The sequence below is a fragment of the Affinundibacterium nitidum genome (genome assembly GCF_014284155.1).
Taxonomy (GTDB): domain Bacteria; phylum Pseudomonadota; class Gammaproteobacteria; order Burkholderiales; family Burkholderiaceae_D; genus Undibacterium; species Undibacterium nitidum.
In genome coordinates this window covers 1-13,933 of sequence record NZ_JACOFZ010000016.1, presented here as the reverse complement: position 1 = coordinate 13,933, position 13,933 = coordinate 1, and the positions used below count along the sequence as shown (strand labels likewise).

General features: G+C 47.0%; 13 protein-coding genes, 1 rRNA gene and 1 riboswitch. Of the genes, 4 read left to right on the top strand and 10 right to left on the bottom strand.

The features are described from left to right. Positions 1-183 precede the first annotated feature (183 nt). From H8K36_RS18800 to H8K36_RS18770, 7 genes are all read right to left on the bottom strand, one after another. Positions 184-1,407 carry an ABC transporter permease gene (locus H8K36_RS18800; RefSeq protein WP_186918068.1) on the bottom strand — a complete coding sequence of 408 codons (1,224 nt, stop codon included), beginning with the start codon at positions 1,405-1,407 and terminating at the stop codon, positions 184-186. 1 nt (position 1,408) lies between these two features. After that, positions 1,409-2,095 (bottom strand): ABC transporter ATP-binding protein, encoded by a 687-nt coding sequence (locus H8K36_RS18795; protein WP_186918067.1) that lies wholly within the window; start codon positions 2,093-2,095, stop codon positions 1,409-1,411. Further along, entirely contained in the window at positions 2,092-3,357 is a 1,266-nt protein-coding gene (locus H8K36_RS18790) for an efflux RND transporter periplasmic adaptor subunit (RefSeq protein WP_186918066.1), read from the bottom strand. The genes H8K36_RS18795 and H8K36_RS18790 overlap by 4 nt, the downstream gene beginning before the upstream one ends. Before the next feature lie 27 nt (positions 3,358-3,384). Then, positions 3,385-4,080 (bottom strand): YIP1 family protein, encoded by a 696-nt coding sequence (locus tag H8K36_RS18785; RefSeq protein WP_186918065.1) that lies wholly within the window; start codon positions 4,078-4,080, stop codon positions 3,385-3,387. 379 nt (positions 4,081-4,459) lie between these two features. Next, complete coding sequence (ttcA, locus tag H8K36_RS18780) at positions 4,460-5,386, bottom strand: tRNA 2-thiocytidine(32) synthetase TtcA (protein WP_230404844.1); 927 nt, start codon at positions 5,384-5,386, stop codon at positions 4,460-4,462. A 23-nt stretch (positions 5,387-5,409) separates the two neighbouring features. Further along, the gene (locus tag H8K36_RS18775) at positions 5,410-5,808 is read right to left on the bottom strand and encodes a dihydroneopterin aldolase (protein WP_186918063.1); all 399 of its coding nucleotides are present in this window, start codon (positions 5,806-5,808) and stop codon (positions 5,410-5,412) included. A gap of 122 nt (positions 5,809-5,930) precedes the next feature. Continuing rightward, complete coding sequence (locus H8K36_RS18770) at positions 5,931-6,710, bottom strand: SDR family oxidoreductase (protein WP_186918062.1); 780 nt, start codon at positions 6,708-6,710, stop codon at positions 5,931-5,933. Between the two features lie 208 nt (positions 6,711-6,918). Here H8K36_RS18770 and H8K36_RS18765 point away from each other — a divergent pair, with 208 nt between their 5' ends. The 4 genes from H8K36_RS18765 to H8K36_RS18750 all read left to right on the top strand — a co-directional run bounded on the left by H8K36_RS18765 (position 6,919) and on the right by H8K36_RS18750 (position 12,027). Beyond that, positions 6,919-8,127 (top strand): class I SAM-dependent methyltransferase, encoded by a 1,209-nt coding sequence (locus H8K36_RS18765; RefSeq protein WP_186918061.1) that lies wholly within the window; start codon positions 6,919-6,921, stop codon positions 8,125-8,127. A 163-nt stretch (positions 8,128-8,290) separates the two neighbouring features. After that, positions 8,291-8,485, top strand: a complete 195-nt coding sequence (locus tag H8K36_RS18760) for a DUF2905 domain-containing protein (RefSeq protein WP_186918060.1) — start codon at positions 8,291-8,293, stop codon at positions 8,483-8,485. A 325-nt stretch (positions 8,486-8,810) separates the two neighbouring features. Then, a complete protein-coding gene (locus tag H8K36_RS18755) occupies positions 8,811-10,442 on the top strand; it encodes a tetratricopeptide repeat-containing response regulator (protein ID WP_186918059.1) in 1,632 nt (543 codons plus the stop codon). A gap of 7 nt (positions 10,443-10,449) precedes the next feature. Further along, complete coding sequence (locus tag H8K36_RS18750; protein ID WP_186918058.1) at positions 10,450-12,027, top strand: HDOD domain-containing protein; 1,578 nt, start codon at positions 10,450-10,452, stop codon at positions 12,025-12,027. On the opposite strand, the gene H8K36_RS18745 is transcribed toward H8K36_RS18750, so the two are convergent. The 3 genes from H8K36_RS18745 to rrf all read right to left on the bottom strand — a co-directional run. Then, positions 12,028-12,837 (bottom strand): hypothetical protein, encoded by an 810-nt coding sequence (locus H8K36_RS18745; RefSeq protein WP_186918057.1) that lies wholly within the window; start codon positions 12,835-12,837, stop codon positions 12,028-12,030. It lies immediately after the preceding gene. Positions 12,838-12,849: 12 nt separating this feature from the next. Then, positions 12,850-13,410 (bottom strand): TMEM165/GDT1 family protein, encoded by a 561-nt coding sequence (locus H8K36_RS18740; RefSeq protein WP_186918056.1) that lies wholly within the window; start codon positions 13,408-13,410, stop codon positions 12,850-12,852. Positions 13,411-13,510: 100 nt separating this feature from the next. Beyond that, positions 13,511-13,640, bottom strand: a riboswitch (yybP-ykoY riboswitch). A gap of 193 nt (positions 13,641-13,833) precedes the next feature. Next, positions 13,834-13,933 (bottom strand): 5S ribosomal RNA (rrf, locus tag H8K36_RS18735); the annotation flags it as partial.

The following is a 13,933-nucleotide window of genomic DNA, read 5'->3' as shown; positions in this document are numbered from 1 at the left end:
TCCACCTGACTAACAACCGACAATTTAAAGGCTAAGGTGTAATCTCTTTGACTCCTACGCTCTGTTGATTTCATTGACGTTCCTTTCGATCACAAAGAAAACTGTCAATCTATTTCAGGACGGGTCAATGACGTAAAAAAAGCCGTGGATCGCTCCACGGCTTTTTTGTTTGCTCAATATAACTTACTCGTATCGTAGGGCATCGATAGGGTCGAGCTTTGCCGCTTTACTTGCCGGCATCACACCAAACACGATACCGACACCAGCCGAGAACACGAAGGACAGGACCACAGCCCACCATGGAACAACCGCATCAGGGAAGTCAGGAATCATTTTTGAAATCCCAAATCCTAAGGCATATCCCAAGATGAGACCAATCAAGCCACCCAAAACCGAGAGCGTGACCGCCTCAATTAAAAACTGCATCATGATGTCACGACTGCGCGCGCCAATTGCTTTACAGATACCGATTTCACGTGTGCGCTCAGTCACTGAGACCAGCATAATGTTCATAATGCCGATACCACCGACGAGCAAAGCGATGCTGACGATACCACCCATAACCAAGGTAACCGTCGAGGTAATATTGTCCAAGCTTTTTGCCAATTGATCCGACGATTCCATATCGAAATCATCTGGTGCATCGGGCTCCAATTTATGCGAGGCACGCATCACCGCACGAATACGTGGCTTCACTTCTTCGAGTTTAGAGATGTCTTTCAATGAGACGGTAAATTGCATGTTGCGCAGTTTTTGATTATTACCGATGATGCTGCGTCCTGTGCGGAAAGGCACAATTACATAGTCATCCTGTGACATACCAAACAACTCACCACGCTTTTCCATCACACCGATAATCTTAAACCATTCATTGCTAAAGCTGATGTACTGGCCGATTGGGTTTTCGGGCAAATGCAAAGTCTCAATCAATTTAGGACCAATCACCGCAACACGACGCGCGCTGGCTTCATCCGACTCACTCAAGAAACGTCCCATGGTCGCAAAGCGCTGTTGCACCTCTTGATAGGTTGGCGTAGTGGCCATAATACGTGCGGACGTTTCGGTGCTACCAAACCGCACTGTCGGCGACGACAACAAGAAGATAGGACTGACATCACTAATCTCATCGACGCGTGAACGCAGTTGTTGAATGTCTTCGTAACGCAATTCATTGAATTTCCCGCGCATCACATCCTTCATCGTATTGTGCGCCGTGATGGTCAAAGAATTACCGCCCAGACCTTCGAACTGTTTAGTGACGCTCTTTGACAAACCTTGGATCAAGGAAATCACGGTAATGACAGAAGCCACACCGATGATAATCCCGAGCGAGGTCAAAAAACTACGCATACGATGCGCACGAATCGAGTTCAGAGCCGAACGTACACTTTCGATTAAGAGGAACATCTTATTCTCCCGGTGTATTGCGAACATCGCTGAGCACGCGACCATCATGCAAACGCACGATACGATGGCATTGCTCGGCAATCTCAGGTTCATGCGTGACCATCACCACAGTTTGCCCATTGCGATGCAATTCTTTGATCAGCGATAGAATTTCCAAGCTCGTGGATGAGTCGAGATTACCGGTTGGTTCATCGGCCAACAAAATAGCTGGCTTACCAACTAGAGCACGCGCAATCGCCACACGCTGACGTTGACCACCCGAAAGCTCGTTCGGGCGGTGATGCATACGCGACCCCAAACCGACGTGCTCTAAGGCTTCCGCCGCCATACGATTGCGTTCTTTGTGCCCAATGCCACGATAGATCAAAGGCTGCGCGACATTATCTAAAGCTGTCGCACGAGGCAACAAATGGAAGCTCTGAAAAATAAAGCCGATCTCGGCATTACGAACCAAGGCCAGTTCATCACTATCCATGGTGGCGACGTCACGACCATTGAGCTTGTAGGTTCCAGAGCTTGGTCGATCGAGACAACCGACAATATTCATCATCGTCGACTTACCTGAACCCGATGCGCCAATAAAGGCGACAAATTCGTTCTTATCAATGTGCAGATCAACACCGCGCAAAGCATGCACGGTTTGATCACCCATTTGATATTTTTTTTCGATACCCGATAGCGTAATCACGGTTTTTTTCCATCCGTTTTGGTTTCAGTCGTTTTACTCTCTTTCGCAGCATCTTTATCCGCTGACTTCAGTTCTTTAATCGCATCACCATCACGTAAAGAACGTAATACACGCGCTGGTCCAACCACGACTTTTTCACCTTCATCGACGCCAGATAAAATCTCTTGATTATTATCATCAGCAATACCGACTTTTACTTGCTTCTTACGTGCCACGCCGTCACGCACAGTGAAAACAACGCCAGTGCCTTTCACCGCTTCTTTGCTTTCTTTATCTTTGCTATCGAGCTTCATACTGTCACCAGTTAAGATAGCTTGAATCGGCAACACAGGGCGTTGGCTACCACCACCCGTCGCGATCTCAACACGACATGTCATACCGGTACGAATGGCCAGTTGTGTTTCTTTCAGGCTCAGTTTCACCACATAACTCTTGCCTTGTGTGGCGCCAGCAAGTGCTGCTTTTGGTGCCATCGATACTTCTTCCACTACACCAATCACCGGTTGATCTTCAAACGCTGCAGGGAACACTTTAGCCTTTTGCCCAACCGCCACTTTCGCAACGTCGGCTTCATCGACATTGACTTCGGCCATGATGCTGCCGACATCCGCAATTGTCATCAAAGAAGAACCCGCCATGCCAGTCGCACTTGCCACCGCGGTTTCACCAATCTTGATTTGTACCGAGGTGACAGTGCCACTAATCGGTGCGCGCACTTCCGTTTTATCTAGGCGCTTCAAGGCTTGATCTAAAGCCGCGCTGGCTTGCTGCATGCTTTCTCGCGCAGCATGCAGATCGACTTTCGCTACGTTGTATTGATGCAGTGCGTCTTCATATTTACTGGTGTCGATAAACTTCGCTTCAGCCAAACGTTGGCTACGATCAGAGTTCACTTTTTGACGATCGACATTCAATTGTGCGCGTTCGATATTGACTTCCGCGCTACGCACAATCGCGCGTTGCTGCGTGACTTCTGCACGAATCAAGGTAGGATCGAGGCGCAGCAAGACCTGCCCTGCTGTAATTTTGTCGCCTTCCTTGACCAAGACCTCAGAAACCTTACCGATGACCTCACTCGATAACTGTACCTGCTGGCGGAAGACGAAATTACCTGAAGCGAGAATCGATGGCTGAATCTCTTTCTTCGCAACCGAAGTCAGTTCCACTTCCAATTTAGGCTTACCGCTACTAAATTTAATTGCCACCGGCACTGCAATCACCGCCACCACAGCCACGATGCCGATCAGTTTGCTTTTTTTCATAGTCAAATCGCTCTTGAGATTTATAGATTAATTCGAAATAGCAGTTTTCAAAGCCCAACCGCCATAGACGAATGCGTAAGGTAATACTGCTGCGATGGCACATGCGCTAGTGCTGCGTTCAGTCCACACACGCAAACCAACAAATGAAAGAAACATTGTCCATACATAAGGCAAACTAAAGCTGTTCAAGAAATTCGCCCATGGTGATCCGACCGGAGCATGTCCAAACAAGTAGTTCAAGGACAACATGTTCAAATCTTCCATTCCGATCTGACCATTGCCTGTTGCCACCTGCAAAGCCATCAAAGGCAAGCCCAACAATGCTGGCGCACTGATCCACACAGTGAAATGAAACCACTTTCCAAAGCCTATGCTGCTACCTAATACTTTAGACGCAACAAAGTAATACAGCGCAAACAACGCAAAAATGATGGGGGTTCCAACCAACGCACCGACAAGCGTGGAATACATCATCGTATCGCGCGTCATGAACTTTGCCATCGCGTCACGCGCTTCTGGTTTCAGATCAGGTTGTGCGCTCAACATATGATCAAGCATCCAAGCAAAATCGACGGTAGAGAAATACCAATAAAATATAGCGATGCCAGCCAACATCGTGATCGCCAAAACCAACCACGATGCGGGCTTTTCCTTGAGACCGGTAAAAGTTGCTTTTGGTTCGTAAAATAATTGGATCAAACTTGTTACTTGACTATTTGCCATGATATTCCCTCACATTACTGGTTTTCGCTCTGACTTTTTAATTCAGAGTACTCATTTTTATTTCAATAAGATCAACATCTTAAACCCTTGATCTCGCCTTTACCAAAGTATTTCTATGCCTGAGCCAACTTCCTTTTTCTCATACGGTGCGACTTTGCCCGTGCTCTATCTCAGTTTGAACTCATATGTGCAGTGTACGAGCCTTTCTTTAGTCCTTGAAAAACATGCGATGAACTTATCGAAAAATGGGATGAAATCCGGTGGGAAGGGATGAAATACGACAAGCGTCGATGAATTCTCTCAAAACCAAACAAAAACGCCTCACAGACGGCAATCTGTAAGGCGTTTTCAGGACCATCTTTATCCTAAATGTAAGGTTCTAATCATCCTGATCAAGCTGTAGTTGAATCACACCGGTGGTCGGTGTCGAACATGGCTCTTCATCAAACGCGATGTCACCATTCGGAACCGCGTCACCGGTCAATTTTAGATCGCGGAAGTTAAACAAATCTTTATCCATCAAGTGCGATGGCACCACCGTCGACAAAGCCGAGAAAATGTTATCAACACGACCTGGGTGTTGCTTGTCCCACTCACGCATTAATTGCTTCACGTGTTTGCGTTGGAGATTTTCTTGCGAGCCGCACAGATTGCAAGGAATGATAGGGAAATCTTTGACCTTGGCATAGCGTTCGGTATCGGCTTCCTTCACATAGGCAAGCGGACGAATCACAATATGGCGCCCATCGTCAGACTGCAACTTCGCTGGCATACCTTTAAGTTTACCGCCGAAGAACATATTCAAGAAAAAGGTCTCCATGATGTCATCACGGTGATGACCCAAAGCGATCTTGGTCGCACCGAGTTCATCGGCAACACGATACAAAATGCCACGGCGCAAACGTGAACACAAGGAGCACGTCGTTTTACCCTCTGGCACCAGTTTCTTCACGATGCTGTAGGTATCTTGGTTTTCGATATGATACGGAATGCCAAGCTTATCGAGATAGGCCGGTAACACTTCTTCCGGGAAGCCTGGTTGCTTCTGATCGAGATTGACCGCAACGATTTCAAAATTAATCGGTGCACGTTGGCGCAAAGTCATTAAGATGTCGAGCAAAGCATAGCTATCTTTACCGCCCGATAAACACACCATGACTTTATCGCCATCTTCAATCATATTGAAGTCACCGATCGCCTGCCCTACCAAACGACATAAGCGCTTGTGCAGCTTATTGTTTTCGTAAGCGATTTTTTCCGCAGACTTCGTCGTCGCCGGCTTGTTCTGTTCACCGGAAACCGGCATAGAAATTACTTGCATACTGACACTCACACTTCCGACTTAATTTGAAATACTTCAACACCCACACCTTCGCAATCGGGGTAGACATCTGGCTTCATCGTTGAAACTCGAACGGCACGCACACGAGGATGTGCCAACATAATTTTAGCGACATCATCACACAAAGTTTCTTGCAAATGCACATGGCCTTGTGCAACGCGCGCGGCAATCGTACCGCGCATAAAATCATAATCAACGACTTCATCTAATTGATCATCTTTAGGCGTCGATAAAGCGAGTGGGATGTAGAGATCAACATTGATCAAAACGCGCTGCTCACCCTTCTTTTCAAATTCATGCACGCCGATATTGATCGACACTTCATAGTTACGCAGGAACAAACGGCGGCAATCCGCTAATTGTGGGTGATGGAGTATGGATAACATAAATAAATCGCTTTTAAAAACTACCTAAAAATGAAAGCTTGATCAATTCAAGCCAGAAAACTTCAAATTTTTTCTTACTTAAGACTCGTGTACCAAGTGACGTAGCCTCAACACTACGAGCACTATTCCTTCGCTTTCGCAATGAACATCACATCACGTTGCGTCGGAATCAAATGCTGCCCACCATCAACCAAAATCGTCGTACCAGTAATCGCTCTAGCATTTGCCACATACCCGACTGCTTGCGCAATATCCGCAGGAGTGCTCGACCTTCCGAGCGGCGTCAATTGATGGGCTGCTTTAAAATCATTTTCACTTTGATCACCTGACATCATTGACAGGCCAGGTGCGATTCCAACAACTCGCACCAATGGTGCTAGGGCTTGTGCCAAGGTGATAGTCGCATTTTGCAGCGCGGCTTTCGATAAGGTATAAGACAAATAGTCGGGATTTAAATTGAATAACTTTTGATCCAAAATATTGATCACACTCGCATTTCTCTCTGATGACTGGGCGGCATGTAAAGCCTGCGCCAACAAAATCGGCGCCATAACATTTGCATGCATATGCTTGTCGAGACATGCACCACTGAAATCAAAAGCAGTATCCGCTTCAAATAACGAAGCATTATTGACGACACAATCAATACGTCCCAACTGAGAGACTACTTGCGGCACGATGGCTCTAACTTGTTCCTCATCACCGAGCTCCGCTTGTACAGCGATGGCACGACGCCCTATTTGATGAATTGCATTGACGACTTGCAGTGCCTCGTCTTGAGAACGCCCGTAATGCACAGCGACGTCCCAGCCTTGGCGCGCCAAGGTCAACGCAATTTCTCGTCCAATCCGTTTCGCTGCACCAGTAATCAAGGCAACGGGTGTTCCATTTACATCAGTCATACGGTCTTTGCCTCAGCATTCTCGAGCCCCGTTTCAAGCTGGGGGCTACTCGCCTCAATCGTTATCATTCTCGATCACCATCGTTCAAGCTTTGCTACCAACTCGTTGTCGCACAATACCAGCAATCATGAACTTCGGTGCTGCATTGAAAAGCGAAATAGTTTTCACCAAATTCGCCCGCGAGCACAATATTTAATACAATGCAGGGATGCAAAAATTAATTCCACGTCCCCACCAACAACTTGTGCTTCCTGCACCTTCAGAAGAAGCATTAGCCGCCTCGCAGCATTTACAAAAACGCATCACCGATGAAATCATGGCTTCAGGCGGCAAGATCTCTTTCTCGCGCTACATGGAAATGGCGCTCTACATGCCAGATCTTGGCTACTACAGCGGTGGTTCCACTAAACTCGGGCCTGATGGCGACTTTACGACTGCACCTGAAATGACTTCCATGTTCGGCGCCTGCTTGGGCCAGCTTGCAGGCAAACTACTACCGCAAACATCGGGCGATTGTATGGAGTTTGGCGCAGGCTCAGGAAAGCTCGCTTTCGACATCCTGACAGAATGCCAACGTGCGGGAATTTCTATCAACCGCTATTTTATCGTGGAATTGTCCGGTGAACTCAGGGCGCGTCAAGAACAGCGCCTAAAAGATTTCCCGCAAGTCATTTGGTTGTCAGAGATGCCAGATGCATTCAGTGGTCTCGTCATCGGAAATGAAGTACTCGATGCGATGCCTGTCGATCTCGTGATCAAGACATCAGAAGGATGGACTAGATTAGGTGTCACAGCTCAGAACGATGTGCAGTCTGGCTTTCAGCTGTGTAGCATGCAAGATGAGACCGATTCAATCTCACATTTGATTGAACAGATCCCCGATGCGGAACAACTTCCGCATGGTTATATCAGCGAAGTTCACGCTATCGCCGCTGGTTTTATGCGCAGTGTCGCTGCGATGTTATTAGCGGGTCAAAAAGTCTCGGGACAAGGAAGCTTGAGCCTCTGGTTTGATTATGGTTTCCCTGCCCACGAGTACTATATGGAGCAGCGTGACAAAGGCAGCCTCATGTGCCACTATCGTCATCATGCACATCCAGATCCATTTTATTACCCTGGACTACAAGACATCACCGCCCATGTCGACTTCTCCGCCATGGCCAAGGCTGGCATTCATGCAGGTCTCGACCTAGTACATTACAGTAGCCAAGCAGGCTTCCTATTAGAAGCCGGTCTCACCAGCATCTTGAGCCGAATCGATGTCGATGACAGCAAACAGTATCTTCCGGCTGCCAATGCCCTACAGAAGCTGATTTCACCAGCCGAGATGGGAGAATTATTTAAGGTGTTAGTATTAGGTTGTGGGATGGAATTACCAGCGCATTTTGCACACCATGATCGCTGCCATCGGCTTTAATGATCGAAACAAGTCGAAGGTCAGGGCAAGCAGCCTTCCAACTTGGATTCACGCAAGCTTACAATGGTTAGATGCCAACAACTGGCATTGCGAATGTGTCGAGAGGTAAATGCACCAGCGCCAGACTCAGTTTTGCTTCGGTCTGCTTTTTAATAAGGCTTTTATGATTCGTTGGGTTTTCGTTATCTTTATTGGTTTGGTGGTATTTGCAAATCTATTACCTTGGCTCCAGAAACTGGGAATCGGTAAATTGCCTGGAGATTTGCGCTTCCGTTTATTCGGGAGCATCTACACTATTCCTTTCGCCTCAACGATATTGCTGAGCCTTGGGATTCTCTTGCTCGCTAAATTTCTTTAACTAGACAGCAACAGTTCGGTAATTTAAGCGCATGATAAGCGTCTTGATCGCGCCGAAAAATTAGTTTTTTAGCCAGCAAGTAGATTTTCCGTCTCATTCCAGCGACGTTGTTGATTTTGCTTGGTCATTAATTGCCATACAGCTACATTTATCCCATGGAATCGGTTAAAGTTTTAGCATAGACTAACCGTCATATCTGAAATAGAAAGACAAATAGCTCGAGCATCTATGTGCTTAGGCAATATTTGCAAAAAAATATTAATTCGACACTCCTTGCAGAACCTCGAATTAGAGACAGCAGATCCATTTCGAATAAAAGGTTTACATGAGCAATTTAGGTGAAATTCGTGCCTTGTTGGTTGAGCCGCATGCAGGAATGCGCGTGAGCTTGCACAATATGTTGAATCTTTGCGGTATCAACAAAATTGAACATGCGTTAACCGCAGGCACCGCTCTTCGAGCCATACAAAACAAAGTGTTTGATCTTGTTTTATGCGAATACGACCTCGGTGTAGGCCAAGATGGCCAGCAACTCTTGGAAGACGTCAGGCATCATAAACTGACCCCGCTCTCCACGATCTTCATCATGGTCACCGCTGAACGTGCCTACGCAAAAGTTGTCAGCGCTGCCGAACTCGCACCATCCGATTACTTACTCAAACCATTCACCGCCGACATGCTCCTCGAGCGTGTCTTGAAAGCCATCGAGAAACGTAAAGCTTTCGTCGAAGTCCATACCTTAATGGAACAAGGTTTCGTGCGCGAATCAATCGAGGCTTGCATCACGGGTGAACGTGTACATCCTAAATATGCGATCGACTTCATGCGCCTGCGCGCAGAGTTACATGTGATCCTTGGAGAAGCAGCTGAAGCAGAAGCACTCTATCAAACACTATTTGAACTCAAAGCCGTTGCTTGGGCTCGTCTCGGTCTCGCGAAAACACTGTTTATGCAAGGTCGCTACCAAGAGGCAGAAGATATTCTGACCAACTTAGTCAATGAGAATAACAAGTACATGGACGCCTATGATTGGCTAGCCAAAACACATGAAGCGATTGGCGCATTGCCTCAAGCTAAGACGGTACTCGATACCGCCGTTGCCGTTTCGCCTCATGGTGTTCGCCGTTTACGAAAACTCGGTGCACTTGCCCTTGAAACTGGCGATATTGAGACTGCTGAAACAGTGCTTAAAAAAGTCGTCAGCAAAGCAAAGTTTTCTGAGTTTCGAGATCCAGAAGATCATGTCAAGCTAGTTAACGCCCTCGTCAAAAAAGGCGATCATGATCAAGCCAAATCAGTCATTCGTGACCTAGAAAAAAATATGGCAGGGTTAAAAAAGACTGAGGCCTGTCGAGCTATTTCGGCGGCAATGGTTCATGCATCAACTGGCGATGCGCGCGTAATAGAGGAACTCGAAGCGGCAGTCTTAGCGAGTAAAGAAGATATCGGCCTTTCCAATGATTTAAAGATCGGCTTAGCTAAGAGCTGCCTAGAAAATAACAAAGAAGATGCCGCTTCCGAAGTGATCATGGAAGTGATGCGCAACGCCCCCAATCAGAACCTAGTCTCTAAAGCGATGGGCGTTTTTGAAAGTGCGGGCAAAGGTCATCTGGGCAAAGAACTTGCTCAGCGTAGTCAAAAAGAAGTTAAAGACTTGGTTGCACTGGGCGTGCAAAAAGCGAAGGAAGGCGACTTCCGTGGCTCAGTCGATTTGATGTCAAGTGCAGCCCGTAAATCCCCGGACAATCCGCAAGTGGTTCTGAACGCGGCGTTGGCAGCCTTGAAGTGTATCGAAAATTTAGGCTGGGATGCCTCGACTGGTGCCTTAGCAAAACAATTAATTGAATCGGCAGCACGCCTGGACCCGATGAACAATCGTCTCAAGGCTATTCGCGGTCTTTATGAAGAACTACAAAAACGATTTGGCATTGACGCTGTTCGCGCAAAAATAGGCTAATCACAACGTGGCACACCCGACGCCTCAAGTTGGACATCAGCACCCCACATCGAGTGTTTCGGCCACTCGAGAGCAACTATTGGAAAAAATTCGCAACGATAAAAATCTTCCAACGCTGGGTGTTGCAATCACCAAAGTAATTGAGATCACCTCTTCCAGCGACGACTCAATTGCGGATTTGGCTCACTACATTCTCTCTGACGTCGCATTAACTCAACAAATTCTACGCTTAGCAAACACGACAACATATCGCACCGCTGGTGGTGTCGCTGTCACAACCATTTCGCGAGCGATATTTTTGCTTGGCTTCGACGCCATCAAAGCCAACGCACTGGCGGCCTTGTTGGTCAGTGGATTTCGTGATCAACACCATGCGCGCTTGGTGCGTAAAGAACTAGTACAAGCCTTATGTGCCAGTGTCGCTGCACGTGAAATCGCCAAACTCCATCACCGTCCCAATAGCGAAGAAGCAGCGGTTGCCGCTCTTTTTAAGAATATCGGAAAAGTCTTACTTGCCTATTTTGACCACCATCGTTACGAACAAATTATTCGTCATGCGGAAGAGAGGAAGCTGAGCACAAGCCAGGTCTGTATCGAATATCTCGGCTGTAGTTTTGAGCGATTAGGAGAGATCGTTTTGCATGAATGGAAAATTCCTGAAACGATTATTCATGCGGTTCAGTCTTTACATTTCGGGGAGCTCAAAAAAAGCAATCATGCACAAGAATGGCTCAAGCAAGTATCGAGCTTGTGTGAAGGTATCGGCGAAATGCTGATTTCACAAGAACAAGGAATTGGTGATATCCATGAGCAACGTAGAGCCTTGTTGAAGCGTTTTGGAAGCGCATTAGAGATCAACCAGAACCAGTTCAATTCGGTCGTAGAACATGTACAAGGTGAAGCTAGGCAATTGGCGCTCACTCTGAACGTAGAGCTCAATCACCACGGCAAGTCAAATCCACCGATGATCAAAGAGAGCGATTTTTGTACTGAGTTTATGTTGCCCGCATTCGACTCGCAGCACCTGCAGGCCAGTGGACGCTATCCAAGCGGCAAGCCTAAGAATGCGAGAGATCTACTACTGGCAGGTGTACAAGATGCAGCGCAAATGCTTTCATCATCAAATCTGAAATTAAATGATTTGCTGCTACTAGTGCTCGAGACACTGCACCACGCGATGGGTTTTCGTTTTGCCACTGCCTGTCTCAGCGATCTTCAGAAAACAAAGTTTGTAGCAAGACTTTCTGTCGGTGAGCGTTATGCAGAAAGGCAAAAGGGATTTCAATTTCTATCAACTGAAACCGACAGCGTGTTTCAGTTAGCATTAAGCAATAACGTTGATTTGATGGTGGAAGACGCACTTAACCCAAAGATTCAGAGTATGCTGCCCGCTTGGCATAAACAGCAATTTCCTGATACCCGCAGTTTCATTATCTTACCGCTGGTCGTAGAGCAGTTACCCTTGGGCCTGTTTTATGCGGACCGCAGTAAAGCAGCAACGGAAGGCGTTCTGCCTGATGAAACCGCCCTCATCAAAACACTCAAGGGACAACTGCTCACGGCGATGACCCGCCGCGGCAATTAATTATTCCAGTGGAATTCCCTGCTTCTTAGCTAGCAAATCTACGTCTTGCCAAATCGTCATTTGATTAAGAATCCTTGTTGCTGGATCGAGCATGCTGTTCAAATTAAAGAACTGCTCAAGCGAACTCGCATTCCACGCGAAGGATTGTGAAAAATTCGTACGACCATTTTGCTTTTTGAATGCTAACAATAAATCGCCTGGTGCGTCTTTATGCCATGACTGCATCAAGCCCCCAACCAATAACGCTGCATCGCTAGTTTGCTCAACAATTCGTTGATGACGTCCCGTGCCCAAATCACGGAAATCTAACAGGCGTGGGAAATGACATTTCTTGATCCAAAATGATGGGATGCCAGCGGGGCGTTTGAGGATCACACTACGCCAGTAATTCCAGCTTTTTTCGGCACCACCGGTTGGCTCAAAATGAGGATCTGCAATGACTTCGCATGCTTCTTGCAATTCAATTTCAAGCACAACAGGCAAGCCGATTTGATCTGCCACACTTTGCAGTCCAGGTAGTTCAGGCTTTTCACCAACAGCAAATTTTACCAATTCGATGAAGCGACTCAACACGATTTGATTGGCATCGTGGACTTGACTCGTACGACCACCGAACGCGGCACAAGCGGAAAAATACGCCATTAGTTCACCGACGAAAATACCTTTCTCCGTGGAAGCCTCCGGGCTCGCCAATTCGGAACCTTCCCTTGTGACATATGCAGGAATACCGTCACGAAAATATTGGTACAAGGAAGTCGAAATCGTACCGAACTTCACAACAGTGCCTTTAGGCAGCATAAAAGAACTCATGGTCTTCTCTTCTTAAAATATATTGAGCAAAACAATAATACCAAGTACGGCAAAAACGCCGGCCGCAATCCAGCGGACCAATTTAAAGGGGAAATTCGGTGATGCGACTTTTCCTAGAAATACCGCTGGCACATCAGCGAGCAACATACCGATCGTTGTACCTGCAACGACTAAATATAAATCTGCATATTTTGCAGCTAATGCCACGGTCGCGATTTGGGTTTTATCACCGATCTCTGCGATGAAGAAAGTAACACAGGTCAGCATAAATACACCGTACTTACTCTCCTGAATACCTGCGTCGTCCATTTCATCTGGTTTGAGTGTCCATAGGGCGATACCCAAGAACGACAGTCCTAAAGCCCAACGCAAAACTTCTGCGGAGAAATGCGTGACTACCCAATGTCCAAGTAAACCAGCAAGCGCGTGATTTGCGAGCGTAGCAACTAAGATACCAAGGACAATGGGAATAGGACGGCGATAACGTGCCGCCAATAGTAGTGCGAGTAATTGCGTTTTATCACCGATCTCACCAACAGTGACAGCAAGGATTGAAACGAGTAGTGCTTCCATGATTTTTTTCGGATGGGCGTTGGCGATCAATCGACACAATGAACAATTCGTCGCCTCGCCCATCCTGGGTAAAGGAAACAAAGTGTTCAAAGGTCTTGCCAAATCTGAAGATCAATCCAGATCAAACGCACCATGGTCGGATGACCAAGTATGTTGATGCGCTTATTTCGTCTCACAACTTTCAGAGAAAGAAACAGGCTACTCCCCAATGAATACTCCCGCCATTATAGCCTATGTGAGGTGACTCAAAAATAGCTGAAGACCTATTCACCACGACGAGATCAAGATAGTTCTTTTTGAAATGACCGTTGGAGGAAGGAGTGAATTTTGCAGTTGCGAGCTGTACGTAGAAGAATGATTTTTTCCAAACGCGCAAAGCAAAAGCCCCTGATTCGTTGGAATCAGGGGCTTTCTGGGATAAGAGCCTGACGATGACCTACTTTCACACTGGTTGCAGCACTATCATCGGCGCAAAGTCGTTTCACTGTCCTGTTCGGGATGGGAAGGTGTGGGACCAACTTGC